Here is a 26,632-nt window from a genome sequence, read left to right as displayed (position 1 = left end):
GGTCGGCGATGTGCGCCTTGACCAGCGACACGTCCGGCGTCAGCGAACGCTCCATCACGTACTGCTGGCCGTCGAACTCGCGGATCTCCTTGCCGTCGGCCACGATGGTGCCCACGCCCGTGCGGGTGAAGAACGCCGGGATGCCGGCGCCGCCGGCGCGCAGCTTCTCGGCCAGCGTGCCCTGCGGCGTGAATTCCAGCTCCAGCTCGCCCGACAGGTACTGGCGCTCGAATTCCTTGTTCTCGCCCACGTAGGACGCGATCATCTTGCGCACCTGCCGCGTGTTCAGCAGCTGGCCCAGGCCGAAACCGTCCACGCCGGCGTTGTTGCTCACGCAGGTCAGGTCCTTCACGCCCGAATCGCGCAGCGCCGCGATCAGCGCTTCCGGAATGCCGCAAAGGCCGAAACCGCCCACGGCGATCATCTGGCCGTCCTTGACGATGCCTGCCAGCGCCTCCCGGGCGCTTGCATAAACCTTGTCCATACCCTTATCTCCTCGTTGTCGGTATCGAGACTACTGATGGTCAAACGCTTTACTGCGCGGTCCAGCCGCCGTCGATCTTCAGCTCGGCGCCGCGCATATTGTCCGCCGCGCCGGAGCACAGGAACTGCGCCAGCTCGCCGATCTGCTGCGGGGTGACGAACTGGCCCGACGGTTGTTTCTCGCCCAGCAGGCGGCGCTTGGCGTCTTCGGCGCTCAGGCCCTCGCGCGCGGCCAGCGCGTCGATCTGCTGCTGGACCAGCGGCGTCAGCACCCAGCCGGGGCAGATGGCGTTGACGGTGATGTTGCTGTCCGCCGTTTCCAGCGCGCCGACCTTGGTCAGGCCGATGACGCCGTGCTTGGCCGCCACATAGGCCGACTTGCCGGCCGAGCCGACCACGCCGTGCACCGACGCGATGTTGATGATGCGACCCCAGCCGCGTTCGCGCATGGCCGGCAGCGCGGCGCGCATGGCGTGGAAGACCGCGCTCAGGTTGATGGCGATGATGGCGTCCCAGCGGTCCACGGGAAAGGCCTCGATCGGCGAGACGTGCTGGATGCCGGCGTTGTTGACCAGGATGTCCACGGCGCCGAAGTGCTTGATGGCGGCGCCGACCATGTCTTCGATCTCGGCCGGACGGCTCATGTCCGCGCCGTGGTGCAGGGCGCGCACGCCCGCCGCTTCGATCTGCCGGACGGCCGCCTGGGCGTCGCCGAAGCCGTTGAGCACGATGTTGGCGCCGGCGTTGGCCAGCGTCTGGGCGATGCCCAGGCCGATGCCGCTGGTCGAGCCCGTGACCAGGGCGGTCTTGCCCGTCAGGGGCTTGGTGGTGATGTCGGTCATGATGGGGATGCTCCGCTCAGGCCTAGACCAGGCCGGTCAGGTAGAAGACGCCGATGACCACGAACACGGCCAGCGTCTTGATCAGGGTCACGGCGAAGATGTCGCGATAGGACTCGCGGTGCGACAGGCCGGTGACGGCCAGTAGCGTGATGACCGCGCCGTTGTGCGGCAGCGTGTCCATGCCGCCGCTGGCCATGGCGACCACGCGGTGCAGGACTTCCAGCGGAATCTGCATGTGCTGGGCCGCCTGGATGAAGGTGTCGGACATGGCGGCCAGCGCGATGCTCATGCCGCCGGAGGCCGAGCCGGTGATGCCGGCCAGCGTCGAGACCGAGACGGCGGCATTGACCAGCGGGTTGGGAATGCTCTTGAGCGCGTCGCTGACGACGATGAAGCCGGGCAGGGCGGCGATGACGCCGCCGAAGCCGTATTCGGACGCGGTGTTCAGCGTGGCCAGCAGCGCGCCGGATACGGCGGTCTTGGTGCCGGCGGCGAAGCGCTCATAGACGCGACGGAAGGCCGTGAGCAACACCAGCAGGATGCCCAGCAGCAGCGCGCCCTGCACGGCCCAGATCGCCACGACGCCCTTGGTGGCGACGCTCAGCGCGGCCTGCGCGCCGGGGATCACCTGCGGGTCGACCGTGTACTGGGCGCCATACCATTGCGGGATCAGGCGGGTCAGCGCGAAGTTGGCCACGCCGACCAGGATCAGCGGCGAGATCGCCAGGATCGGGTTGGGCAGGTCGGTGGTGTCGACGCGCTCGGGCTCGTTCAGCAGCGAGGTGCCGTAGCCCTCGCCACGGGCCGCGGCGCTCTTGCGGCGCCATTCCAGGTAGGTCAGGCCCACGACGATGATGAAGATCGCGCCGATCACGCCCAGCGCCGGCGCGGCCCAGGCGGTGGTCTTGAAGAACGTGGTGGGGATGATGTTCTGGATCTGCGGCGTGCCGGGCAGCGCGTCCATGGTGAAGCTGAATGCGCCCAGGGCGATCGCGCCGGGCATCAGCCGCTTCGGGATGTTGCTCTGCCGGTACAGCTCGGCGGCGAAGGGGTAGACCGCGAACACGACCACGAACAGCGAGACGCCGCCATAGGTCAGCAGGGCGCACACGGCGACGATCACCGCGTTGGCGCGCGAGCGGCCGATGTACTTGATCGCGGCGGCCACGATCGATTCCGAGAAGCCGGACAGTTCGATGACCTTGCCGAAGACGGCGCCCAGCAGGAACACGGGAAAGTACAGCTTGACGAAGCCGACCAGCTTTTCCATGTAGATGCCGGAGAAGATCGGCGCGACCGCGCTGGGATCGATCAGCAGGACGGCGCCCAGGGCGGCGACCGGCGCGAAGAGAATGACGCTGTAGCCGCGATAGGCGACCAGCATCAGGAACGCCAGGGCGGCGATCACGATGAGGAACGACATACTGTCTCCTATGGTTCCGTGTAGCTCGTTGTTGTGTGTAGCGTCCGCGCGGGGCGGATTACATCGTGTAGCAAAAGCCGTGCCAGCTTGGGAAAAAGCGAGGTTTCTTGCGGTAAATCCAGGACCTGGCGCGTGGCAGGCCCGGTTCCGCGTGCGCCGCTGGGTACAATCCGTCCCAATATCGGGACGTGGACGCAAGCTCCATGCCCGAAAATGTGCCTGTTCGCTGTTCACCAGAGAGCGACACGGGCGTGCAAGGCTGTATCAATAATGAGACTGATCGTCTCGATATAGAGAAACCGGGAGACAGCGGTGCCTGACAGCGCGATGCGTGCCGAAATGGAATCCAGCGTGGAGCCCCGCGCCGGCAATGAGTTGCTGACCGACTACGAATCCGTGCGGGCGCTTACCATGCGGTCGCTGTTCGACATGCTGGACCGGTCGAGCGAAGGCACGGTGGTGGTCGACCGTGACGCGCGCATCGTCTGGATGAACCAGCACTACGCGGCGCGCTTCGGTTTCTCCGACCCGCAGGACGCCATCGGCAGGGACTGCGAGGAAGTCATCCCCAACAGCCTGCTGCGCGAGGTCGTCACGTCCGGCGAGCCCATCCTGCTCGACATCATGGAGACGGAGCGCGACCCGCTGGTGGTCACGCGCCTGCCGATCAGCGACCTGCGGGGCAATGTGATCGGGGCGGTGGGCTTCGCGTTGTTCGACGAGCTCAAGGCGCTGACGCCGCTCTTCAGCCATTATTCGCGCCTGCAGGCCGAGCTGATCGCCACGCGCCAGTCGCTGGCGCAGGCGCAGGCGCGCCGCGCCAAGTACAACTTTTCCAGCTTCGTCGGCAACAGTCCGGCCAGCCTGGAGGTCAAGCGCCTAGCGCGCCGCGCGGCGCCGCTGGACGCGCCGGTGCTGCTGCTCGGCGAGACCGGCACGGGCAAGGAGCTGCTGGCGCATGCGATCCACGGCGCCTCCGGCCGCGCCGACAAGCCGCTGGTCACCGTTAACGTCGCCGCCATTCCGGACACCCTGCTGGAGGTCGAGTTCTTCGGCGCGGCGGCCGGCGCCTACACCGGCGCCGACCGCAAGGGCCGCGTCGGCAAGTTCGAGCTGGCGCATGGCGGCACGCTGTTCCTGGACGAAATCGGCGACCTGCAATTGCCGCTGCAGGGCAAGCTGCTGCGCGCGTTGCAGGAAAAGGAATTCGAGCCGCTGGGCTCGAACCGGGTGGTGCACGCCGATGTGCGCATCATCGCGGCCACCTCGATGGATCTGCCGGCCATGGTGGCGCAGGGCCGGTTCCGCGCCGACCTGTACTACCGGCTCAATGTGCTGACGATTCCGGTGCCGGCGCTGCGCGAGCGGCTGTCCGACATCGAAACGCTGAGCTACAGCGTGTTGGACAAGCTGTGCGCCCAGCACCATACCGGCCACCTGGAGCTGGACGAGGCCGCCTTGCGCCTGCTCAAGGCGCATGGCTGGCCGGGCAACGTGCGGGAATTGCACAACACGCTGGAGCGTACCGTGATGTTCTCGGACGGGCCGCGCATCGACGCCCGCGCGCTCGCGCGATTCCTGGGCGAGGGGCGAGCGTCCACGGCGGCTTCAACGCCGGCGGGAGCCGTCGCAACGGCAAGCGCCGTGTCCGCGACGGCGCCGGCCGGTGGTTCCATGAGCTATGACGAGGCCATGAGGACGTTCGAGCGGCAGCTCCTGCTGGACGCGCTCGATGCCGCGCAAGGGCAGGTGAGCGCCGCCGCTCGGGCGCTGGGCATTGGCCGGGCGACCCTGTACCGGAAGCTGGCCGCGCTGCAGATTCCCACGCAGCCGGCGGCTTGAGGGCGGGCCCCGCCGCGTTCGTGAAGATCGTGGCCGGCGGCGGGACAAGTCTTCACAATGCATTACCCGGCAGCGCAAGGCCGTGGCGCGCGCCATGCTGTGATACGCGGGCAAGTACGCCCGTGCCTGCGCCCGCGTGACGGGAAGCGGATCCGCCCCGGACCGCGATGCGCGCCTGCACGAATGTGACTCCACTATCCTTTCGTGAAATCACCGCTGCATGACATCCCTCTCTTTCCCGCCCTTCCTCATCCCCGCCGCGCGGCGTTGCGCGGCGCTGCTGGCGATCGCGCTGGCCGGCTGTACCACCTACGATTACGTTCCGCCCGCCAGCGAGGCCGGCCGGCAGTGCCTGGCCACCTGCGAGGTCGCCCGGCAGACCTGCCGCGCCGGCGTCAGCCAGACCGGCGCGCAGCAGGCGGCCACGACGGAGCTGGCGCGCAGCAATCAGCTCGCCACCTGCCTGGCGGGCGCGACCTCGGCCGATGACCGCAAGGCATGCCAGCGCGGCGCGAACAATGGCGTGCTGCTCAATACGCAGCAACATTCCCAGCCCATCGGCGAGCTGCAATGCAGCTCGACCTATGACCAGTGCTTCACCAACTGCGGCGGACAGATCATCGAGCGCCGGGGTTGACGCGCGCGCAGGCCAGGACCCGGCCGGTCTCGCAGGCTCGGGCCGGGGCTGGCTCGTTCACGTTGTGCACATGAAAAAAAGGCCGGCATGATCGCCGGCCCTTGTCCTGATTCGCCTGTCACGCCTCGGCGGCGGCTTCCTCGGCCTGGGCCGCGGGTTGCAGCTGGTTGATCAGCGCCGGCCAGGTGTTGATCGACAGCAGGTGGCAATACACCAGCGGCAGCCAGCCATTGGCGCGCCAGCGCAGGAATTCCTCGTCCGGCAGCTTGTTGAACTTGGCTTCGTCGATCACCTTGAAGCCGGACATGGCCAGGCGCTGGCCGTCGGGCAGGGTGATGTCGGCGCGGTTCTCGACCAGCAGGTCGGCCTCGGCCAGGGCGCGCGCGAACTCCATCGTGTAGGCGTGCTGGTTCTGGTAGTCGCGGCAGAATTCCAGCGCGCTGCGCGCCAGGTCGGTGGGCTCGCCGGCTTCGTCGAAGAACGGGTTGTCGCGGCCCTCGACCACCGAGGCGGCCTTCTCGTCCACGCACAGCGTGAACTGGCTGCGGTCCTCGTTCTCCATGAAGATGAAGGGATAGCGGCGCACGTAGGCCGGGATGTAGGCGCCGGCGCGCCATTGGCCCTGCGCGTCCACGAACAGGTTTTCCTGGCCGCGCACGCCCAGCACCGCGACAGGAGTGGGCTGGTCGCCATCGGTGAAGACGATGGGGAAATGGCGGCAGGCGGTCGGCAGCTCGGTGGCCACCAGCGGCACGGCGTTGGTCTTGGCGGCGTAGCTGAAGCCGGTATTGCCGGCCAGCGACAGGTTGGCGTGCGCGCCGGGGGCCAGGGGCCGGGGTTGTTCGTAGAACAGGGGGAGCGAAGTCTGCGTAGTCATGGTCTCGGAGGAATCAGAGAGTGTGGGGGGGCTGGCGTCGCCACGGCCTGCTTCATCGGAAGATTTCGCATCTCCGATTGCTAGTTGCTGCGAGTTATTGCCGAGGCGCTGAAGTACCGGATGGTTGCCGGCCGGCACGGTCAGCACCGCGTTATCGCCGGATGGATGGCGTCCGTTGGAAATGGACGCCTCCGCCAACACCCGCGGATCCCTGCACGCGCCGAGCGCGTCGTGACCGACGCTGCTGTGCCGGACCCTACCACGGAACCGCGCGTTGGCGGTAGGCATGGCACAAATCATTTCAAGGCGGTCGCGGACATCAGGCCCTGGCGCCCTCGCGGAACCGCCGGGGCGGCTCGCCGCTGTAGCGCTTGAACGCGATCGAGAACGCCGCTTCGGACTGGTAGCCCACCTGCCAGGCAATCCTGCCCACCGCCATCGAGGTGTCGGTCAGCAGCCGCGAGGCTTCCTGCATGCGTATGCGGGTCATGTAGTGGAAGATGCCCGCGCCCAGCTCGCGCTGCGCCGCGGCGATCAGGCGCGAGCGCGAGGTGCCGGCGGCGCTGGCCAGCATGTCCAGCGTCCATGGCCGGGAGATGTCGCGATGGAATTCGCGCAAGGCCAGCGCCACGCGCGAATCCTCGGGCAGCGAGATCCACGCTGGCAGGCGCGGCGTGTGCGCGGCGATGTAATGCCGGATCAGCTGGATCACGATCAGCTCGGCCTGGCGCAGCGCCACGGACCGGAAGCCCGGACGTCGCAGCGTCAGCTCGTCGCGGATGGCCTCGGTCGCGCGGCACAGCCAGGCGGGCAGCTCGTCGAAGTCCAGCTGCAGCACGTCGGGCAGCGCGTCGAACAGCGCGGCGCCCGCGCCCTTGGCCGGCGCCATGCCGACGTAGAACGTGGACGTGACGCCCGCATCGGGCGACTCGCCGAAGGCGAGTGTGCGGAAGCGGTCGGCATTGGCCGGGTTGCGCAGATCGACCGGCTGGTTGGGGGCGGTGCGCAGCGCGTCCTGGACGATATGTTCCTGGGCGCGCAGGATCAGGCACACGCTTTTGTCGCGCAATGTGTTCTGCTGGCCCGAACGGGTCATGTACAGGTTGCAGCCGGCGCCGGTGAACACGTACAGCGAGACCGGCCAGACGCCGCCGGGCATGTGCACGGCCCACGGGCTGCTTGACTGCGCCTGGCCCGCCTCGATCTCGGCGAAGCGGCAAGTGTCCAGCGCGGCGCTTATCGGGTCCATCCGGGTCTTCCATCCATCCCGCCTGGCGGGGTCATCCGGCACCGATATCCATTCGCGGCGCCCTGCGGGAAGGAAAACACCGCCGGCCGCCGCGCGCAATCCGTGTATCCCCGAGCCGCCCTGGGCGCCGCCCCGGCGGCATCCGCCCGGTGGTGCTTTCGCGCAAGGAAACGAGTCCTTCGCATGGGGGCGCGAAACCATACTCCCGCCAGACCGACGTGCGGACGTTTCGAGCACAGGAGACACCAGGCTGGGACTCAAGGCGCACGGCGGATCGTTCACCCATTTCAAGAAGAATGCGATGCGCCCTACCGACATCCCCGACCTCAAGTCCGCGGCTTTTCTTGCCGACCGATACCCGACCTACCGTCGCCTGCAAAGCGACTTTCCCCATTTCGAGATCGACATCAATGGCGAGGACTGCATCGTCCTGACGCGCTACAGCGATGTGGACGAGGTGCTGCGCAATCCGCTGGCGACCGTGCAGCAGGCGCCCGGCGTGTTTCCCGAGCGTATCGGCAATGGCGCGGGCGCGCGCTTTTACCGCGAGTCGCTGCCGAACATCGACGCGCCGGATCACACGCGCATTCGCCGCATCGTGACCCCGGCGTTCAACCCCAGGACCGTTGCCAATATGCGCGGCTGGGTGGAAAAGGTCATCGTCGAGCACCTGGACCGGCTGGAAGGGCAGGACGAGATCGACTTCGTGTCCGCCTTCGCCGACCCGGTGCCGGCGGAAATCGCCTGTCGGCTGCTGCACGTGCCGCTGTCCGACGCCCGCGAGCTGTTCGCGCGGCAGCACGGCCTGAACGCGGTATTGAGCGTATCGGACATCACGCCGGAACGGCTGGCCGAGGCGGATGCCTCGGCGGCCTTCTATTACGAGTACATGGATGATGTGCTGGACACGCTCAGGGGCAAGCTGCCCGAGGACGATTTCGTCGGCGCGCTGATGGCCGCCGAAGGCGGCGACAACGGCCTGACCCGCTCCGAGCTGGTCACCACGCTGATCGGCTTCCTGGTCGCCAGCTATCACACCACCAAGGTGGCGATGACCAACACGGTGCTGGCCCTGCTGAGCCATGACGGCGAGCGGGCGCGCCTGATGGCGCAGCCCGACCTGGCCCGCAACGCCTGGGAGGAGTCGCTGCGCTATGACTCGCCCGTGCATTTCATCCATCGCTATGCGTCCGAGACCCTTACGGTCGGCGGCCGGGACATCGCGCGGGGCAAGCGGCTGCTGCTGGGACTGCATGCGGCGAGCCGGGACGAGGCCCGCTTCCCGCAGGCCGACCGTTACCAGATCGACCGGCCCGACAACCGCCATCTGGCCTTCGCGGGCGGCGGCCATTTCTGCCTGGGCTCGCAGCTGTCCAGACTGGAAGGCGATGTGCTGCTGCGCACGATCTTCCAGCGCTTTCCCGGCATGCGCCTGACGGAGACGCGCTTCGAGCGCGTGCCGGACCTGACCTTCCCGATGCTGTTGCGCATGACGGTCGCGCTGCGCGCGCCGCAAGGTTGAGTGGCCATGAGTCAACTCACTGTCCAAATCCTGAGCGGCATGTGCTGCGGCTTCGGCAACTGCGCGGCCCTGTGCCCCCAAGTCTTCGCGCTTGACTACGACAGCAACCGGACCCGGATCGTGCCCGGCGCGCCGCTGGCGGACTACGCGGCCGAGATCGCGCAGGCCGCCAGCGAGTGTCCGACACAGGCCATCCACGTAGTCGCTTTCGAAGACCAGGCGCGGGCATCGCATGGCTGAGCGCGTTCCTGGCCGCGCGACGGCGGATTGGCGGCCGATGCGGCTGGCGCGGCGCGATCGGATCGCCGACGACATCTACGCGCTGACGCTGACCTGCGAGCAGGGCGAGCCGCTGCCCGAGATCGCGCCGGGCGATCACGTCGAAGTGCAGGTGCCGGGCGGCGCGCGCGCCTATTCGCTATGCAATCCGCCCGGCGCGCGGGAGGGTTATCAGCTGGCGATCCACCGCTCGTCCTCGCATGGCGGCGCGCACTATCTGTGCGAGACGCTTGCCGTCGGCGCGCCCCTGCGGGTGCGCGGCCCGCGCAATCTGTTCGCCCTGTCGCCCGAGCATCGGCGCGTGGTGCTGATCGCGGGCGGCATCGGCATCACGCCCATCATCGCCATGGCGGAGCACCTGGCGCGGCGCGACCTGGATTTCCAGATGCACTACTGCGCGCGCAGCCGAGCCGCCGCCGCGTTCCTGGACCGGCTCGACGCCGGCGCCTGCCGGCATCGTGTGCGCTACCACTTCGACGACGATCCGGCAGCCGGCCGGCTGGACCTGGGCAGGCTGTTCGCCGGCCTGGACGCGGACCAGCACGTCTATCTGTGCGGCCCGAACGCGATGCTGGCCGATGCCGTGACGCTGGCCGAGCGGCATGCGCTGGCCGGCCGTCTGCACTACGAACGTTTCGGCGCGAGCCGTGCGCCGCCGGCGCCGTCCGTGGCGGCGGGCGCATTCGAAGTGCTGGCGGCGCGCAGCGGCCGGCGCGTCGAGGTGCCGCCGGATTGCTCGATCGCCGCCGCGCTCGTCCGCGCCGGCGTGGATGTGCCGCTGTCCTGCGAGCAGGGCGTCTGTGGCATGTGCATGACGCGGGTCATCGACGGCATTCCCGATCATCGCGACGACGTGCTGTCGGAGGCGGAACGCGCATCCAACGGCGTCATCCTGCCCTGCGTCTCGCGGGCGAAATCGGCCTTGCTCACGCTGGATCTATGAGGCGGCGGACGTGGCTTTGAACATCAGGGCGTTCGCGCGCCGGCCTGCCGCCGGGCGCACGTCATCACATGCTGGGGAGATAGGATGAAACTTGCCATGTTTCGAGAGGGCGGCCGGGACCGCATGGGCGTGGTCGAGGCGGACACGGTGATTGACGTGACCGCGGGCCTGCCGGCCCTGTCGGCCGATCTGGCGGACTGGCTGCCGGGGCAGGGGACCTCGTGGCGCATGCTGGCGCTGTTGGCGCGAGAAGCCACGGCGCGCCTGCCATTGTCCGCCGTGCGGCTGCTGCCGCCGCTGCGGCGGCCGTCGGCGTTCCTGGCCATCGGCGGCAACTATGCCTCGCATCTGCGGGAGATCGCCCATCTGAACGTCAGCGCCGGCGAACACCAGATCTGGTTCAACAAGCAGGCATCCTGCATCGCCGGACCGTTCGATGAGCTGGTCATTCCCCCGGGCATGTCGACGCTGGACTACGAGGTGGAGCTGGCGGTGGTCATCGGCCGGCGCTGCCGCAACGTGCGGGCGCGCGACGCCATCGACTACATCGCCGGATACACCATCTGCAATGACGCCAGCATCCGCGAGCGCCATCACCGCAGCCCGACCATCACGCTGGCGAAATCATTCGATTCTCTGGGGCCCTTGGGGCCGTGGCTGGTCACGGCCGACGAGATCGCCGATCCGCACGCGCTGCGTGTCCGCACCTGGGTCAACGGCGAACTGCGGCAGGACGGCAATACGGCGGAGATGCGCTTCAACATCTTCGAGCAGATCGAGGAGCTGAGCAGCGCCATGACGTTGGAGCCCGGCGATGTGCTGGCCACCGGCACGCCGGCCGGCATCGGCGCCGCGCGCCAGCCGCCGCAGTTCCTGGCGCCGGGCGACGTCGTGCGCATGCGGATCGAAGGCATTGGCGATATCGAGAACCGCGTGGTGGCGGCGCAGTCCGCCGGCGCCTGAGCGGTCTCGGCGCATTGCGCGCCGCCACTACGCGGGGCGGCGCTTGTTCATCTCAACCTGGACCTTCAATCATGCTGTGCATCACGTTCGACAATTTCGGCGGCGCGGCCGGCGACCTGCTGCCCTGGCCCTGTCCCGCCGGCATTCCCGCCGCCGAGTGGGCCGCCTACAACCGGATCGGCCTGGAGCTGGGGCATCCGCGCATCCTGAAGCTGCTGGATGAGTTGCAGATCCGCTGCACTTACTTCGCGGAAGGCTATGCGGCGGTGCTGCATCCGGACGAGCTGCTGGCCTGGCATGCGGCCGGGCACGAGATCGCCGTGCACGGCTGGAAACACGAAATGTGGACGGGCATCGCCTCGCGCGACGAAGAAGAGCGCCTGATCCAGCTGGCCGTGTCGAGCATCCGCGGGTTGACGGGGCAGACGCCGGCGGGATTCCGGCCGCCGGGGCTGGGTATCAATCCCTGGACCGACGAGGTGCTGGCGGCGCACGGCATCCGCTACGTGTCGCGGGCGCTGTCCGGCGCGACCGATGAGGCGATCGCGTCCGGCGTCACGGCAACATCGCCGGCGCGGGTGGTGGTGCTGCCCACCGATCCCGCGCTGATCGACGGCGCTGTCATCCATCCGCGCTTCGGCGGGATCTTCGGCACGCTGGACGCGGCCGCCGGCTATGACCGCTTGTATCGGGCAGCCGTCGCGCACGAAACCACGCGTCCCGAAGAGCCCTGGGTGTTGGTCGTGCATCCGTTCACGTCCGGGAACCGGGCCTGGTTCGGTTTCGAGGATTTCATGCGGCGTCTTGTCGCCGACTTCGGGGCGTCGCGCTTTGCGCTGGCGAGAGATGCCGCGACGCAGTCGATAGGCGCCCGGGCGCCCACGGACTGATTTCGGACGGCTTCGTCCGTTCGTCGGCGAGGGCGGCAGGCATCGCGGTCCTCGCCATTCAAGCAGTTGCCACACACAAAACACACATACAAGGGAGACAAACCATGAGGCATTTCATTTTCATCGGCATGCTGCTCTGGGCCTGCGCGCGCGGCGCGCTGGCGGCGCAGGGCGTGACCTATGGCGGTCCGGTCGGCGGCACGGACATACAGAGCGCCTACCTGCCGCCGCATCCGGGCCTGTACGGTTCGGTCATCGCCGTCGGCGCGCTGGGGGAAAAGTTCTACGACAACGACGGGCGCAGCCCCACGACCTCGGTCAGGCTGCCGGGCGGAATCGCGGAATTCGGCCTGCTCTACGTCTATCCGGGGCAGCTGTTTGGCGGCACGCTGGGCAGTTCCGTGGCCACCGGCTACGGCTGGGGCAGCATCAAGGTCAACGGCAAGCACCAGAGCTTCAAGGGCATGAACGACATCTACACCGACGTCCTCATGTGGAGCAGGCATCTGGGCGAGGTCGAGGGCGGCCGGCCGCGCGGCCTGACGATGAAGCTGGGTTATTCGATGGTGCTGCCCACCGGGAAGTACAACACCAGCGATCTGTACACCACGGGACGCAATACGCTCTACTACATTCCGAACGGCGCCTTCACCTATCTGACCGGACCGAACTTCCTGGGCGACGGCACCGAATTCAGCATGAGCTATTTCCTGGACATCGCCCGCAAGAACTCGGCGACCGGCTACAGGAACGGCATGGTGCTGGACGTGGACATGGCGGTCAGCGAGGTCGTCGGCCGCTGGCAGCTGGGCGTGGCGGGCTATTACGCGCGCCAGATCGCCGATGACCGGCTGAACGGGCAGCGTGTACCTGGCAATCGCTTCGCCAGCGCGGCGGTCGGGCCGGTGGTCGCGTACAACATTCCCGATTGCAAATGCAGCGTCAAGTTCAAGGCGCAGTTCTCCGTGTTCACGCGCAACTCGCTGGCGCCCAACGCCGCCTATCTGTTCTTCAACAAGGCGTTCAACTAGCGATCCGCCCGGATCACGTCATGCCCCGCGCCTCGTCGCAGACGAGGCGCGGGGCGTTTGCATTGAGCCGGTCGTGACCGGGACGGGATTTGACATCTGCGCGCGCATCGCTATACTTAATCGTAAATCGCAATAAACACTAAACATCATGTCCGACTTCTCCCGCATCGAACTTTCCTACGCCGGCGGCGATGGCCAGGCCGTCGCGCATCCGGTCCGCTTCCTCGGCTTTCCCGGCGGCGAGCGCCATGTCTGGATCGGCGAGGGCGCGGGCGGAGCCGGGCGCGCCTACACCATCGACGCGCGCATCTATTCCTCGGACGCGGTCATGGACCTGCTGCTGCTGAACGACGCGCTGCGCCGCGTGGCGGGCGAGGGCGCGGCCGTGACGCTGCGGCTGCCCTATCTGCCCTATGCGCGCCAGGACCGTGTCACGGTCGCGGGCGAGCCGCTGTCGGTCAAGGTGTTCTGCACCTTGATCAACGCCATGAAGTTCGACCGCGTGGTGGTGGCCGATCCGCACAGCACGGTCGCGCCGGCGCTGCTGGACCGCGTCGAGATCGAATCGGCCGAGGGCTTCCTGGGCCAGGTGCTGGCCCTGCCTGAATTCGCGGGCGGCGTGGCGCTGGTGGCGCCGGATGCCGGCGCGCACAAGCGCGTGCTGGCCCTGGGCGAACGCTTCGGCGCGCCGGTGGTGTGCTGCGCCAAGCTGCGCAATACCGCCACCGGCAAGCTTAGCGGCGCGCGCGTGCTGGACGAGGTTCCGGACCTGCCGCTGCTGGTGGTGGACGACATCTGCGACGGCGGCGGCACCTTCGTCGCGCTGGCCGCGCTGCTGCGCCGGCACAGCGACCGGCCGCTGGGCCTGTACGTGACGCACGGCCTGTGCACCAAGGGCGTGGCGCCGCTGCGGGACTACGCAAGGCTGTACACGGCCTATCCGCGCGACCCCGCGCTCTGGACGCCGCGCGGCGACATCTTCCAGGCCATCGACGCGGCGCCGCAGGCGGCCATCGCGGCGTGAATCCGAATCCACACTGAACAACCCCACCCAGTCGAGCAGAACCATGTCCACCCTGAATCCCCTGACCCAGATCGACTTCTACAAGAGCGGCCACATCTTCCAATACCCGGCCGGCACCGAGAGCGTCTACTCGAACTTCACGGCGCGTTCCGACCGGCTGGCGCCCGTGCTGCGCTCGGGCCTGGCGCCGTTCGAAGGCAAGGTGGTGTTCGTGGGCCTGCAGGGCTTCGTCAAGGAGTTCCTGATCCAGGCCTTCGACGCCGGCTTCTTCCGCCTGCCCAAGGCGCAGGCCGTGCGCCAGTACCGGCGCCGCATGGACAACGCCCTGGGCCCGGGCGCCGTGCCAGTCGACCACATCGCGGCCCTGTACGACCTGGGCTACCTGCCCGTGCGCATCAAGGCGCTGCCCGAAGGGTCGCGCGTCAACATCAAGGTGCCGCTGTTCACGGTGCGCGAAACCCGCAAGGAATTCGCCTGGCTGACCAACTACCTGGAAACCGTGCTGTCCAATTTCAACTGGAAGCCGATCACGGTGGCCACCATCGCACATGAATATCGACGCCTGCTGGAAGCCTACGCCGACCTGACCGGCGCCGATGCCGCCTTCATCGACTGGCAGGCGCACGATTTCTCGGCGCGCGGCCTGTCCGGCCCCGAGGATTCCATGCGCGCCGGCTTCGCCCACCTGTGCTCGTTCACGGGCACCGACACCGTGGCGGCCATCGACTACGCCGAGCAGTACTACGGCGCCGATTCCGACCGCGAACTGGTGGGCGGCAGCGTGCCGGCGACCGAGCACAGCGTGATGAGCATGGGCGGCAAGCTGGACGAGATCGGCACCTTCCGCCGGCTGATCACCGAGGTCTATCCCTCGGGCATCGTGTCCATCGTGTCCGACACCTGGGACTTCTGGCAGGTCATCACCGAGTACGCCGCCACGCTGAAGGACGAGATCCTGGCGCGCGCGCCCAATGCGCTGGGCCAGGCCAAGGTGGTGTTCCGCCCGGATTCCGGCGATCCGGTCAAGATCCTGACGGGCTATCTGCCGGACGAGCTGGCGGGCGATGCCGACGCGGACGGCATGTACACCGTCAAGGACACGGGCGGCAAGATCACCGAGGCCGAGCGCAAGGGCGCCGTGGAATGCCTGTGGGACCTCTTCGGCGGCGACCTGACCGCCAAGGGCTTTCGCGTGCTGCACCCGCGCGTGGGCCTGATCTACGGCGATTCGATCACGCTGAGCCGCGCCGAGCGGATCCTGGAACGCCTGCGGATCAAGGGCTACGCCTCGACCAACTGCGTGTTCGGCGTCGGCTCCTACAGCTATCAGTACCTGACCCGCGACAGCTTCGGCATGGCCATGAAGGCCACCTGGGGCATGGTCAATGGCGAGGCGCGCGAGCTGTCCAAGGATCCCAAGACCGACAGCGGCACCAAGAAGTCGGCGGTGGGCCTGCTGCGCGTCGAGCGCGAGGGCGACGACTACGTGCTGCATGATCGCCAGACGCCCGAGCAGGAGGCCGGCGGCCTGCTGCAAGACGTGTTCGTCGACGGCAAGCTGGTGCGCGAGCACACGCTGGCCGAGATCCGCGCCCGCCTGCGCAACGGCGGCTGAGCGGTGCCGCGCGCCCTGGCGCCGCCCGCTGGCGGGCCGGCGCGCGACGTTGTCGCATGTTGAAAACAAGCCTGTCATACTTGCGCGACGAGACATCCGCGCAAACAGAGGCGGCGGAATCGGCGCATGCGGTTCCGTCCCTCGACCTCTTCAGAGCCCCGGGATGACCAAGACCGCCACCGCCCATGAACGCCCCATCCTGACCGTGGACGTGGCGCTGCTTGCCCTGATCGATCAGCGCCTGCACGTGGCCCTGGCGCCGCGCGCGGCGGCCCCGTTCAAGGGCCAGTTGGCCTTGCCGGGCGGCTATGTGCGCGTCGACGCAGACGCCGATACGGACCAGACCGCCCGCCGCGTGCTGCGCGAGAAGCTGGGCTTCGAGCCGGCCCATCTGGAGCAGGCCTGCACCGAGTCCGGCCCCGCGCGCGATCCGCGCGGCTGGTCCGCGTCGGTGGTGTACCTGGCGCTGCATGCCGCCGACGCGCTGCAACCGCTGGCGGACGACGGCCGCATCACGCTGCACGATATCGAGGCGCTGCCGGCGCTGGCGTTCGACCACAACCGCCTGATCGCGCTGGCCGCGCAGCGCCTGCGCGCGAAGTCGGCCTATACGTCCATCGTCGCGCATCTGCTGCACGACGAATTCACCATTCCCCAGGTCCAGGCGGCCTTCGAGGCCGTGACCGGGCATCGCATGAATGCCGCCAACTTCCGCCGCAAGATCCTGGAAACGGGCGCGCTCAGGGAAACCCGCATCGTGCCGGCGGCCTACCGGCCGGCGCAGGCCTATCGGCTGGCCGAGCCCCTGACGGACTTCGGCCAGAATCTGGCGCGCTGAACGGGCGTCGCCGTAGCGCGGGATCGGACGGCGCTACGCCAGCGCCAGGGCCCGCGCCGCGCCCGCCGCCGGCGCGGCCGCGCGCTCAGGCCAGGGTCTTGCCGGCCGGCGCCCGCACCTCGTCGCAACGTTCGCACAGGCCGGCATCGTCCGACAGCGATGGCATGTGCCGGCGGCAGCTCGGGCAGGCGGGCCTCGCGCTGGGCTGGAAGCGCGGTTCCGCGTCGCGCGCGAGGCACGTCGCGCGTGCCAGACGAGAAACAATCGCAACAATATCTTTCGCGTCAGCGCGAGGGTCTCGGGCCGCCAGCCGCGCGGCGCGAAGCCGTCCTGGCCCTTGCCAGCGCTGGCGATGCCCCGCATCCACGGCAGGCCGCGCGCGGCAGCGCGGCGCCAGGCAGGCGCGACGGGCCATGTTTCAGCGCGCAGCGCACGCTTTGTGATCCGGACCCCGGCCATTAGGATGCGCGCTCGACGATTCCATCACGCATTGCCACCAAGGACCGATCCATGACCCTGCCGCGACCGCGCCACGCCTTGACCGCCCTGACGCTCACGCTGACCCTGACGGGCTGCGTCAGCCCGTCATTCATGACGAGCAAGGAAGGCACCATGGACGACCCACGCTACGCGCAGCTGCTCGACCTGATCGGCGAGGCGCTGAAGGACGACATGGCCGTGGTGCTGGTGGCCGACATCATGCCGCACGCGTCGCTGAAGGACGCGCTGACCATGACGCAATGGACCCCGACCGTGATCTGGATGCACGAGAAGGAGCCCAGGGTGACCTTCAGCCGCAAGTTCCAGACCAACTCGTTGAAGCGCGATCCCAAGGAAACCTATCTGTTCGGCGCGTTCGAGGTGCACATCCTGCCGCCCGGGAAGTACTTGCTGACCGGCGGCGACGACTACAAGCTCAACGCCCTGCTGGACCAGGTCGGCGCGCGCAGCGGGCCGGTCGGATCGGGCCGGGGCGCCAACGGCACCGCCTATCTGTCGCCCGAGCTGTATCGCCAGTTCTACCGGGAAGCCGCGTGGCGCGACGCCACCACGCATACCCAGACCAAGACGCGCCAGGTCTGCACCGCCGTGCACGCGGCCTCGGGCGCCTGCGTGAGCTGGGGCGAGCAGCAATACAACGAGACCTCGGCGGGCATGCCGGCGGGCTATTACGAACAGACCGATTCGCGCGACATTCCCGCGATCAAGGTGCAGGCGCGCATCCCGCCGGCGCAGGCATTGGCCAGCTTCACGCTGAAGGGCGGCCAGCTGGTGCTGAGCCAGCGCATGCACCTGAAGACGCCGAGCTACAAGTTCCGCCAGCCGGCCTGCCGCGCGGTCGATCCCAAGATGATCGAATGTCCGCTGGAAAACCTGACCGTCTACACCCGCCCGGCGCCGATGGAGTTCGCGCAGCAGCTGATCGCGCGGCGCGTGAACGTCAGCGACAAGCACCGCGAGATGCTGTCCGGAATGCAGCCCATGCAGATCACGCCGCTGGGCAGGCAGGGCATGGAAGATCCGATCTGGGGCGTGCCGCTGTCGCTGGGCAAGGGGAAGTAAGGGGCGCTGGCGGGATACGTAATTGAGTCTCAAAAAATAGGATATAGATCCCGAATAATGGGTTGATGGCCGGCTTCCGGTGATATTCTGGCCTCGCTTGATCAGGGCGCGGCGGCGCGCCCGCATCGGCGATGACGGGGGCACCAGCCATGACGACGCTTGCGCAACAGCCGGCTTTCAACCAGTTCCTCGGCGCGGTCGATGCCGCGCTCCGCGCGCGGCTCGACCCGCCGGCATTGCTAGACCGGGTAGAAGACGGGGCGCGGCGGCTCGTGTCCCGCGATGACTGGCTGCCCGAGACGGCCGCCCGGCCGCATCCCGTCCACTACCGGCAATACCTGCTCTATTGCGATCCGCGCGAACGCTACTCGGTGGTGAGCTTCGTCTGGGGGATCGGCCAGCGCACGCCGATTCACGATCACATGACCTGGGGCGTCATCGCCATGTTGCGCGGCGCCGAGCGCGCGGAGCGCTATGAACGCGCGGCGCCCATGCGGCTGCTGGGCGAGTCCGTGCTGCTGCCGGGCGATGTCGACCGCGTGTCGCCGCGACTGGGCGATATCCATCGCGTGAGCAATGCCTGCGATGACCGGGTCTCGATCAGCATCCACATCTACGGCGGCAATATCGGCCGCATCCCGCGCCACGTCTACGACGTTGATACCGGCGCGCGGCGCGCCTTCGTTTCGGGATACGCCAACGCCGACGCGGCGGCGGCCGGGTTCGCGCGCCTGGACTGAGGCGCGCGGCGGGCAAGCCCCGTGCGCCATCGCCGGCGTCGCCGCGCGCCCGCGCACGGTTCGCACCCTGTTCAAAGTGTCAGTTTCGCTGCCCGGGAAAGGCGCTGAGAATGGCTGGAAGAAATAGGGAATCAAGATCCTGACGCACGGGACGCATGCAAAGGGGAAGAGGATGAAGATCACCGCTGTCGAAACGCTGGCCTGCGATGCCGGCTGGCGCAATTACCACTTCGTGAAGGTCAGCACGGATGCCGGCGTGACCGGCTGGAGCGAATACGACGAGGGCTTTGGATCACCCGGCGTGTCGGCGGTGATCGCGCAGTTGGCGGGCGCCATCGTCGGGCAGTCCTATGCCGGGCCGCAGCGCTTCCACGCGGATGTCTACGCCCGCACCCGGCCAGCAGCGGGCGGGGTCGTGGGCGAAGGCATCGGCGCGTTGGAAAACGCGCTGCTCGACGCCCATGCCAAGCGCCTGGGCGTGCCGTGCTACGAGGTGCTGGGCGGCAAGGTGCGCGATGCGTTGCGCGTGTACTGGTCGCACTGTCCGGCATGGCGCATCAACCATCCGCAGCACTATGGCCCCGCCATCACGGACCTGGCCGGCGTCGAGGCGGCAGCGGCCCAGGTGCGCGAGCGCGGCTTCTCTGCATTGAAAACAAACCTGTTCATCCACGACGAAGGCCCGTCCTTCGCCTGGCGGCCCGGGTTTTCCTCACCGTTCTCGCCCGAGCTGAACGTGGACCGCCGCGTGATCCGCAATCTGCGCGCCACGCTGGAAGCGCTGCGGCGCGGCGCCGGTGATGACATCGACATCCTCGTCGACCTGAACTTCCACGCCAAGACCGAGGGCTATCTGAAGATCCTGCGCGCGATCCAGGATTTCGACCTGTTCTGGGTCGAGCTGGACAGCTACAGCCCGGACGCGCTGGCGTTCATTCGCGGCCAGAGCCGTTTTCCCATCAGTTCCTGCGAGACCTTGTTCGGCGGGCGCGAGCTGCTGCCCTTCCTGCGGCGGCAGGCCGTGGATGTCGCCATCATCGACACCGTCTGGAACGGGGCATGGCAAGCGATGAAGATGGCCGACCTGTGCGATATCCACGAGGTCAACGTCGCGCCGCACAACTTCTATGGGCATTTGTGCACGTTCATGAACGCGCACTTCGCGGCGGCGGTGCCGAACTTCCGCATCATGGAAACCGATATCGATCGCCTGGCCTGGGACGACGCGTTGTTCACGCACGCGCCGCAGTACCGCGATGGACACCTGATCGTGCCCGACCGGCCGGGGTGGGGCACCGAACCCGACGAAGCCGCATTGCGCGCCCATCCGCCGAAGCCGCATGGGCTGATCTATGCGCGCAAGCACTGACCCGGCTTGCGGGTTCCCGTTACCTTTTTTCCCCGGGGCGCGGCCATGCAGCGCTCATTCGCAGCGCCCATCCTCTCTCTCAGGAGCAAGCACCATGATGAACAACTGGACGGATCAACTGGCCAACTTGCGGACAGGCGCCAAAGCGCTGGCGCAGGCCAACCCCGCCGTGGTCCAGGCCTACGCCGGGCTCAACCGGGCGCTGGGCGAGGGCCAGGCCCTGGACGCCAAGACCCGGGAGCTTATTGCCCTGGCCGTCGCGGTGACGACCCGCTGCGACGGTTGCATTTCCTCGCATGCCGCGGCCGCGAGGCAGGCCGGCGCCAGTCAGCAGGAGGTCGCCGAGGCGCTGGGCACGGCCATCGCGTTGAACGCGGGCGCGGCCTATGTGTATTCGGCCCGCGCGCTGGAGGCCTACAACCAGTTCGAGCAGGCGTAGACCGGCATCGGCAATGGCGGCGCGGCGGGGTCGCGCGCCCAGGCACAACAAGGGGAAAGACATGAAACCGGCAATCCTATTGCTGAAACTGATCGGGCTCGCTTGCGCGGCCAGCCTCTCGACGCTGGCGCAGGCCGCGTGGCCGGAGGACAAGCCCATCCGGCTGGTGGTGCCCTTCACCGCCGGCGGCACCGCCGACGCATTGGGCCGCAGCCTGGCCCAGCAGCTCGCCAAGGAGCTGGGGCAGACCATCATCGTCGAGAACAAGCCCGGCGCCGGCAGCATGCTGGGCACCCGCGAGGTCGCCGGCGCCAAGCCGGATGGCTACACGCTGCTGCTCGGCACGACCGCCAACGTCTTCAACAAGTATTTCTACAAGAAGCCCCTGTACGACCTGCAACGCGACCTGACTCCAATCAGCCAGCTGGTGGAAATCCCCAACTTTCTCGCGGTCAATCCCAAGCTGCCCATCGATACGCTGGCTGAACTGATTCGCTACGCGCGCGCGCATCCGGACCAGCTCAGCTGCGCCCATTCCGGCATCGGTGCTTCGCCCTTCGTGGCCTGCGAGCTTTTCAAGAAGATGGCCCAGGTGCGGATCGTCAGCGTGCCGTATCAGGGCGGTACGCAGGCGATCTCGGACGTCATCGGCGGCACGGCGTCGCTGGTGTTCCAAAGCGAGGCGCTGTCCTATATCCGCGCGGGACAGCTGCGTCCCATCGGCGTGACGACGGCCAGCCGCTCGCCGTTCCTGAAGGACACGCCGGCGATCGCCGAGCAGCTGCCGGGCTATGAAGTGTCCGCCTGGTACGGATTGCTTGGGCCAGCGGCGCTGCCGTCCGAGATCTCGGCGCGGCTGGCGCAGGCGGTGATGCAGATCCTGCGCAGCCCGGAGATGCAGGAGCGGTTGGCCCTGGTCGGTGGCGTGGCGGTCGGCAGCGAGCCCGCCGCGTTCAAGAAGAAGCTGGACGCCGACCTCGCGTTCTACGACCAGGCCATCCCGGCGCTGGGCGTCAACGCCGACTGAGCGCGGGGCGGCGTGCCTTCGCGCCGGGCGCGCCGCCCTGTCTGCGCTCCAATACGGTTTGCAGCAGCTCCACCAGCTCGCCCACGATGCCCTCGCGTTCCCTGGCGTAGATCGATACCACGATCGGCGCCTCGGCGGGGAAGCGCGCATAGGGCCGGACGCGATAGCCGGTCACGGCGTTGCGGGGCAGCAGCGACAGCCCGATGCCCGCCTCGACCGCGATCAGCACGTTGTGCAGGCTGCTGCCGGAAAACGCGTTGTACCAGCGCAGCCGCTCGCGCTCCAGGCGCTCGAACATGGCGTCGCGATACAGCCCGCCGGGCGGAAACGTCACCAGCGGCACGGGGGCGGGCCAGGCGCGCGGCGCGTTCAGGCTTTCGAACCAGGCCATGGGTTCCGGGAACGAGGACCGGCAGTCGGGGCCGGCGGCGGCTTCCTTGACGATGACGATATCGAATTCCCCGCCCCGGTAGCGCTGGGTGAGATCGCGGCTCAGGCCGTCCGTCACGTCCAGATGGATTTCCCGATGGCGTCGTGAAAAATCGCGGAAGGTCGCGGCCATCGCCGCGTTGACCAGGTCCTCGGGCACGCCGATGCGCAGCGGCGCGGTGCCGGCCGGATCGCCCAGCGCCGCCTGCGCCTCCTGCTGCAGGGCGAGGATCCTGCGGGCATAGCCCAGCAGCCGTTCGCCGGCGGCCGTGGCCACGATCGGCCGCGCGGTCCGGTCGACCAGGGCGGAGCCGACCTGTTCCTCAAGCCGCGCGAGCTGCTGGCTGATGGTGGACTGGGTCATGCTCAGGCGGTCGGCGGCGGCGGTGAAGCTCTGCGCGTCGATGATGCCGACGAAGGAACGCAACAGTCGCGGATCTAGCATGGCGGCGTGATGACCTTCCACATGCCATGGCATGCAGAAAATGGATATGGTCTATCTGAATATTTAATTTTTAAATATTACTCCCGCTCGCTATAGTCAGCACGAACCACAGCACGGACGACGGCGCGGACGCCGCTTGCCCGTCGCCGCGCGAACCGGGAGCAGAAACATGAGCGATACCTTGCATTTCCTGAACATGGCCATCGAGCTGGCCCGCGCCAACATCGCCGCCGGCGGGCGTCCCTTCGGCGCGGTGCTGGTGCGCGACGGCCAGGTGTTGGCCACCGGCGTCAATGAAATCCTGACCTCGCACGACCCCACCGCGCATGCCGAGCTGATGGCCGTGCGCGCCGCCAGCCGCAAGCTTGGCTCGCCTGACCTGAGCGGCTGCGCGGTCTATGCCAGCGGCCATCCCTGTCCCATGTGCATGGCGGCGATGCGGCTGGCGGGCATCCGCGAGGTGGCCTACGCCTATTCGAACGACGACGGCGCGCCCTACGGGCTGTCCACGGCGGCGGTCTACGCCGATCTGGCCAAGCCCTTCGAAGAGCAGTCCATGCGGATCCGGCACGTGCCGGTGCCGGAGCAGGGCGGGCCCGGGCTGTATGCGCAATGGCAGCAGGCCATCCACCGGCGGGCATGAAGCGATGACTCGTGCAGGAACCCGGGCCGGGAACCCCGCGCCCGCCGGCCTGTTGCTGGCCGCCATCGCCCTGGTGGCGCTGAACCTGCGGCCCTTCATCGCCGGCATCGGCCCGCTGGCCGCCGATATTGGCGCGCACACCGGCCTGGATCTCAAGCGCATGTCGCTGCTGACGCTGGTGCCCATGCTGCTGATGGGGCTGGTGGCCTTCGCGGGGCCGGCCGTGCAGGCGCGCCTTGGCGGCCGGCGCGCGGTGCTGCTGGCGTTGGCGCTGCTGGCGGTCGGCTCATCGCTGCGGCTGTGGGCCTCGGCCGGCTGGCAGCTGATCGGCACCGCCGCCATGCTGGGCCTGGGCGCGGCGGTGGTGCAGGCCGTGTTGCCCGGCATCATCAAGCGGCAGTTCCCGCGCCATGTCGGCGTGGTCATGGGGCTGTACTCGTCGATGCTGATGGCGGGCGGCGCGCTGGGCGCGCAGCTGTCGCCGCTGGCGGCCGCCGCCAGCGGCGACTGGCGCATCGGCCTGGCCTGGATGGCCGTGCCCGCGCTGCTCGCGCTGGCGCTGGCGGCGCGCAGCCTGCCGCCCGACGAGGCCGTCCGCTCCGGCCGCATGGCGGCCGCGACCTATCTGGCGCGGCCGCGCGTCTGGCTGCTGATGGCCTGCTTCGGCCTGGTCAACGGCGGCTATTCGTCGGTGGTGGCGTGGCTGGCGCCGTTCTATCAGGAGCGGGGCTGGAGCGCGGCGGCCAGCGGCAGCCTGCTCGCGGCCCTGACGGTATGCCAGGCGGCCGCGGCGTTGCTGCTGCCGGTGCTGGCCCGCAAGCACGAGGACCGCCGGCCCTGGCTGTGGCTGACCCTGGTCCTGCAGGCGGCGGGTTTCGCCGCCCTGGCGTGGCGGCCGGACGCGGCGCCCATCGCCTGGGCCATGCTGCTGGGAGCGGGACTGGGCGGCTGCTTCGCCCTGTCGCTGATCGTGGCGCTGGACCATCTGCCGGATCCCCTGCGCGCCGGCGTGCTGTCTTCCTATGTGCAGGGCGGCGGCTTCCTGATCGCGGCGGCGCCGCCCTGGATCGTGGCGGCGTTGCGCGAGGCCACCGGGGGCTTTCGCGACGGCTGGCTGCTGCATCTGGCCTGCGTCGCCGTCGTCGCCGCGCTGTATCTGCGGGCCGCGCCGTCCAGTTATGCGAGGGCGATGGCCGCGCCGCGCGCCGACGCGGCGCGGGCGGGCTCCGGCGGTTCCTGAGGTCATCGGCCGGCGGCGCGGGCTTCGCGCCGTGACGCGTCATGTACCGGTCACATGCCCGGACTATGCTGCGGCAGCACTGGCGCCTCCCGTCCTCGCGGTGAGCATCGACGGCTATGTTCGACTATTCCTGCCATGGCTCACTTTCGAGGCGCGCGCGGCGCGCGGTTCCTGACTCGTTGCCTCCTGCTCGTCGCGGCATTGGCGGCGCGCGGCCAGGCGGCGCCGGCCGGGGACGCGCAGGGCCTGCGCTTCTTCGACATCCCGGCGCTGCCGCTGGCCGAGGCGCTGCAGCGCTTCACCGCCAGCACCGGACATTCCGGGTTGTACGACAGCGGGCTGGTCGCGGGCAGGCGCTCGCGCGGCGTGGCGGGGCATTACACGGCGGAATCGGCGCTGCGGCTGATGCTGGGCGATTCAGGCTTGCAGGCGCGCTACGGCTCGCCGGACACCTTCACGCTCGCCGCCGTGGCGACAGCCGCGCCGGGGCCGGCCGAGACGCTGGCGGCGCGGCAGCGCTACTACGGCAAGCTGCAGGCCGCCATGCGCGCGCTGCTTTGCGGCGACCCGGATGTGCGCCCGGGCAGCTACCGCGCGGCGGTCAGCCTGTGGTTCGGCGACAGCGGCCAGGTGCGGCGCGTGCGCCTGCTGGATTCCACGGGTTCGCCCGAGCGCGATCAGCTGCTGACGCAGCGGCTGGGACGATTGAAACTGGACGAGGCCGCGCCGCCGGGCGTGGGCCAGCCCATCACCTTTGTGATCCGGCCTGGGCAGGCCGCGGCCACCGGAGACTGTCTTGCATAACGGCAAGAGCGCGGACGCGTTCCGCCAGGACCGCCATCCCGGTCCGCCATGCCAGGGACCGGCCCCATGAAGGACGGCGGCCTGGCTTCGTTGCGCAAGTCGCTGGTCACCCACTATGACCGGCTCAAGCGCCGCCTTTCCGCCCGCCTGGGCAATGACGAGCTGGCGGGCGACGCGTTGCAGGACGCTTATCTGAAGTTGGACGGCGTCGCCGCGCCCGAGGCGGTGCGGCAGCCCGAGGCCTACATCTACCGCATGGCTTTCCACATCGCCGCCGACTACGCGCGCTCGGGCGATGAAAGGCTGACGCGCGCCGAGACCGACGAGATCCTGGGGCTGACGCCCGACGCCGCGCCCGGTCCGGCGCAGATCGCGGAGGACCGGCAGGCGCTGCAGACCCTGATGCGGGCGCTGGAGCGCATGCCGGAGCGCCAGCGCGAGATCCTGCTGGCGGCGCGCCTGGACGGCGTCACGCAAAAGGAGCTGGCGGCGCGGCATGGCATTTCGGTACGCATGGTGGAGCGCGAGCTGCAGCACGCGCAGGCCTATTGCCGCGCGCGCCTGCCGTATTCAAGGTCGGATCGATGATTTTCAGCCGCTACTTCAAATCGGGCGCCAAGGCGCTGGACAGCGAGGCCGAGGCCTGGGTGCGGCGCATCCAGTCCGGGCAGGCCACGCGGCGCGACGCGCTGGCGTTGCGGGAATGGTGCGCGCACAGCGACGCGCACGCGGCGGCGTTCGAGCGGGCGCGGCGCGCCTGGGTGGACATCGGACAGGCCGGCAGGGCGTTCCGCGCCGCGCTGCCGCCATTGGGCTGGTGGGCCAGCCTGGAAGGACTGGGCGCGGACTACAGCACGGCGGTGGGCGAGCAGCGCACCGTCGACTGGGGCGGCGGGCAGGCCGTGGTCGAACTGGACGCGCGCACCCGCATGAACGTGGCCGACGGTCCGCGCCGCCTGGAACTGCTGGAAGGGCAGGCCGCGATCACCTGCGCCGAGCAGGGCCAGGGCCTGACCGTCGCGGCCGGCGCCGGCGAGATCCTGCTGGGCGCCGCCAGCGTGGGGCTGCGCCGCAGCGGCGACGAGGTCACGGTCACCTGCCTGCGGGGCCGCGTGGATATCCGCCATCCCTCGCGCGAACTGGCGCTGGAAGCCGGCCAGCAGGCGCGCTACGGCGCCGTCGCGGTGACGGCGCCGGCGCGCGCCGACCTGGAGCAGGCCATGGGCTGGCGCGAGGGCGTGCTGGTGTTCCGCGACATGCCGCTGGCCGAGGCGGTGGCCGAGATCAACCGCTACCGGCCCGGCCGCATCATGGTGCTGGACGATGCGCTGGCGGCGCGGCGGGTCAGCGGGCGCTTCCAGATCGCCCGGCTGGACCTGGCGATCGACCGGATCCGCGAGGCCTTCGGCGCGCATGTGCGCCAGCTGCCCAAGGGCATCGTGTTATTGAGCTGACACAAAAGATTCACGAAAAAA

General features: G+C 68.8%; 27 protein-coding genes. 21 read left to right on the top strand and 6 right to left on the bottom strand.

All coding sequences use genetic code 11. The features are described from left to right. The 3 genes from AC6LJ5_RS19480 to AC6LJ5_RS19470 all read right to left on the bottom strand — a co-directional run. Positions 1-484: CoA transferase subunit A (locus AC6LJ5_RS19480; RefSeq protein ID WP_498141345.1), on the bottom strand; the 484-nt coding region annotated here is incomplete at its 3' end. 49 nt (positions 485-533) lie between these two features. Beyond that, complete coding sequence (locus AC6LJ5_RS19475; RefSeq protein ID WP_103276174.1) at positions 534-1,325, bottom strand: 3-hydroxybutyrate dehydrogenase; 792 nt, start codon at positions 1,323-1,325, stop codon at positions 534-536. Positions 1,326-1,347: 22 nt separating this feature from the next. Continuing rightward, positions 1,348-2,748 carry a GntP family permease gene (locus tag AC6LJ5_RS19470; protein ID WP_498141344.1) on the bottom strand — a complete coding sequence of 467 codons (1,401 nt, stop codon included), beginning with the start codon at positions 2,746-2,748 and terminating at the stop codon, positions 1,348-1,350. Between the two features lie 339 nt (positions 2,749-3,087). Here AC6LJ5_RS19470 and AC6LJ5_RS19465 point away from each other — a divergent pair, with 339 nt between their 5' ends. Together AC6LJ5_RS19465 and AC6LJ5_RS19460 are read left to right on the top strand one after the other, a co-directional pair. Then, on the top strand, positions 3,088-4,590 hold the full coding sequence (locus tag AC6LJ5_RS19465; RefSeq protein WP_199771078.1) for a sigma 54-interacting transcriptional regulator: 1,503 nt from the start codon (positions 3,088-3,090) through the stop codon (positions 4,588-4,590). A 220-nt stretch (positions 4,591-4,810) separates the two neighbouring features. Continuing rightward, positions 4,811-5,227, top strand: a complete 417-nt coding sequence (locus AC6LJ5_RS19460) for an Aq_678 family protein (RefSeq protein ID WP_498141343.1) — start codon at positions 4,811-4,813, stop codon at positions 5,225-5,227. 118 nt (positions 5,228-5,345) lie between these two features. On the opposite strand, the gene AC6LJ5_RS19455 is transcribed toward AC6LJ5_RS19460, so the two are convergent. Continuing rightward, complete coding sequence (locus tag AC6LJ5_RS19455) at positions 5,346-6,104, bottom strand: SapC family protein (protein ID WP_498141342.1); 759 nt, start codon at positions 6,102-6,104, stop codon at positions 5,346-5,348. 319 nt (positions 6,105-6,423) lie between these two features. After that, complete coding sequence (locus AC6LJ5_RS19450) at positions 6,424-7,353, bottom strand: AraC family transcriptional regulator (protein WP_158658505.1); 930 nt, start codon at positions 7,351-7,353, stop codon at positions 6,424-6,426. 301 nt (positions 7,354-7,654) lie between these two features. Here AC6LJ5_RS19450 and AC6LJ5_RS19445 point away from each other — a divergent pair, with 301 nt between their 5' ends. The 14 genes from AC6LJ5_RS19445 (at position 7,655) to AC6LJ5_RS19380 (ending at position 21,596) form a co-directional block, all read left to right on the top strand. Continuing rightward, positions 7,655-8,875, top strand: coding sequence for a cytochrome P450 (locus AC6LJ5_RS19445; RefSeq protein ID WP_498141341.1), 1,221 nt, complete (start codon positions 7,655-7,657; stop codon positions 8,873-8,875). Positions 8,876-8,881: 6 nt separating this feature from the next. Next, a complete protein-coding gene (locus tag AC6LJ5_RS19440; protein ID WP_498141340.1) occupies positions 8,882-9,115 on the top strand; it encodes a ferredoxin in 234 nt (77 codons plus the stop codon). Continuing rightward, positions 9,108-10,097, top strand: a complete 990-nt coding sequence (locus tag AC6LJ5_RS19435; RefSeq protein WP_498141339.1) for a PDR/VanB family oxidoreductase — start codon at positions 9,108-9,110, stop codon at positions 10,095-10,097. Before AC6LJ5_RS19440 ends, AC6LJ5_RS19435 begins: the two co-directional genes overlap by 8 nt. Positions 10,098-10,181: 84 nt before the next feature. Further along, on the top strand, positions 10,182-11,060 hold the full coding sequence (locus AC6LJ5_RS19430) for a fumarylacetoacetate hydrolase family protein (RefSeq protein ID WP_498141338.1): 879 nt from the start codon (positions 10,182-10,184) through the stop codon (positions 11,058-11,060). Positions 11,061-11,131: 71 nt separating this feature from the next. After that, entirely contained in the window at positions 11,132-11,950 is an 819-nt protein-coding gene (locus AC6LJ5_RS19425; protein WP_498141337.1) for a polysaccharide deacetylase family protein, read from the top strand. Between the two features lie 104 nt (positions 11,951-12,054). After that, complete coding sequence (locus tag AC6LJ5_RS19420; RefSeq protein ID WP_103276164.1) at positions 12,055-12,981, top strand: SphA family protein; 927 nt, start codon at positions 12,055-12,057, stop codon at positions 12,979-12,981. Between the two features lie 148 nt (positions 12,982-13,129). After that, complete coding sequence (locus tag AC6LJ5_RS19415) at positions 13,130-14,005, top strand: ribose-phosphate pyrophosphokinase-like domain-containing protein (protein ID WP_103276163.1); 876 nt, start codon at positions 13,130-13,132, stop codon at positions 14,003-14,005. Positions 14,006-14,048: 43 nt separating this feature from the next. Further along, positions 14,049-15,620 (top strand): nicotinate phosphoribosyltransferase, encoded by a 1,572-nt coding sequence (locus tag AC6LJ5_RS19410; protein ID WP_498141336.1) that lies wholly within the window; start codon positions 14,049-14,051, stop codon positions 15,618-15,620. Positions 15,621-15,783: 163 nt separating this feature from the next. Next, a complete protein-coding gene (locus tag AC6LJ5_RS19405; RefSeq protein ID WP_103276161.1) occupies positions 15,784-16,458 on the top strand; it encodes an NUDIX hydrolase in 675 nt (224 codons plus the stop codon). A gap of 510 nt (positions 16,459-16,968) precedes the next feature. Continuing rightward, positions 16,969-18,021, top strand: coding sequence for a hypothetical protein (locus tag AC6LJ5_RS19400; RefSeq protein WP_498141335.1), 1,053 nt, complete (start codon positions 16,969-16,971; stop codon positions 18,019-18,021). Between the two features lie 149 nt (positions 18,022-18,170). Continuing rightward, positions 18,171-18,761, top strand: coding sequence for a cysteine dioxygenase family protein (locus tag AC6LJ5_RS19395; RefSeq protein WP_233772566.1), 591 nt, complete (start codon positions 18,171-18,173; stop codon positions 18,759-18,761). 172 nt (positions 18,762-18,933) lie between these two features. Next, positions 18,934-20,130, top strand: a complete 1,197-nt coding sequence (locus AC6LJ5_RS19390) for a mandelate racemase/muconate lactonizing enzyme family protein (protein WP_392413585.1) — start codon at positions 18,934-18,936, stop codon at positions 20,128-20,130. 94 nt (positions 20,131-20,224) lie between these two features. Further along, positions 20,225-20,569, top strand: a complete 345-nt coding sequence (locus AC6LJ5_RS19385; RefSeq protein WP_103276157.1) for a carboxymuconolactone decarboxylase family protein — start codon at positions 20,225-20,227, stop codon at positions 20,567-20,569. A 61-nt stretch (positions 20,570-20,630) separates the two neighbouring features. Continuing rightward, complete coding sequence (locus AC6LJ5_RS19380; RefSeq protein ID WP_158658504.1) at positions 20,631-21,596, top strand: Bug family tripartite tricarboxylate transporter substrate binding protein; 966 nt, start codon at positions 20,631-20,633, stop codon at positions 21,594-21,596. Here AC6LJ5_RS19380 and AC6LJ5_RS19375 read toward each other — a convergent pair. Continuing rightward, on the bottom strand, positions 21,583-22,470 hold the full coding sequence (locus tag AC6LJ5_RS19375; RefSeq protein ID WP_498141334.1) for a LysR family transcriptional regulator: 888 nt from the start codon (positions 22,468-22,470) through the stop codon (positions 21,583-21,585). The genes AC6LJ5_RS19380 and AC6LJ5_RS19375 overlap by 14 nt on opposite strands. Before the next feature lie 169 nt (positions 22,471-22,639). Here AC6LJ5_RS19375 and AC6LJ5_RS19370 point away from each other — a divergent pair, with 169 nt between their 5' ends. The 5 genes from AC6LJ5_RS19370 to AC6LJ5_RS19350 all read left to right on the top strand — a co-directional run bounded on the left by AC6LJ5_RS19370 (position 22,640) and on the right by AC6LJ5_RS19350 (position 26,611). Then, a complete protein-coding gene (locus AC6LJ5_RS19370; RefSeq protein ID WP_498141333.1) occupies positions 22,640-23,113 on the top strand; it encodes a nucleoside deaminase in 474 nt (157 codons plus the stop codon). A gap of 4 nt (positions 23,114-23,117) precedes the next feature. After that, positions 23,118-24,353, top strand: coding sequence for a cyanate transporter (locus AC6LJ5_RS19365; RefSeq protein WP_498141332.1), 1,236 nt, complete (start codon positions 23,118-23,120; stop codon positions 24,351-24,353). A gap of 135 nt (positions 24,354-24,488) precedes the next feature. Then, positions 24,489-25,157 (top strand): secretin and TonB N-terminal domain-containing protein, encoded by a 669-nt coding sequence (locus tag AC6LJ5_RS19360; protein WP_392413576.1) that lies wholly within the window; start codon positions 24,489-24,491, stop codon positions 25,155-25,157. Between the two features lie 66 nt (positions 25,158-25,223). Further along, positions 25,224-25,745: an RNA polymerase sigma factor gene (locus AC6LJ5_RS19355; RefSeq protein WP_498141331.1), complete on the top strand. Its 522-nt coding sequence runs from the start codon at positions 25,224-25,226 to the stop codon at positions 25,743-25,745. Further along, positions 25,742-26,611: a FecR family protein gene (locus AC6LJ5_RS19350; protein ID WP_498141330.1), complete on the top strand. Its 870-nt coding sequence runs from the start codon at positions 25,742-25,744 to the stop codon at positions 26,609-26,611. The genes AC6LJ5_RS19355 and AC6LJ5_RS19350 overlap by 4 nt, the downstream gene beginning before the upstream one ends. Positions 26,612-26,632: the final 21 nt, after the last annotated feature.

This window comes from Achromobacter sp. 1011791174, from assembly GCF_059760925.1.
Note: the sequence above shows the minus strand (reverse complement) of the source record. Positions and strands in the feature narration are given on the sequence as shown.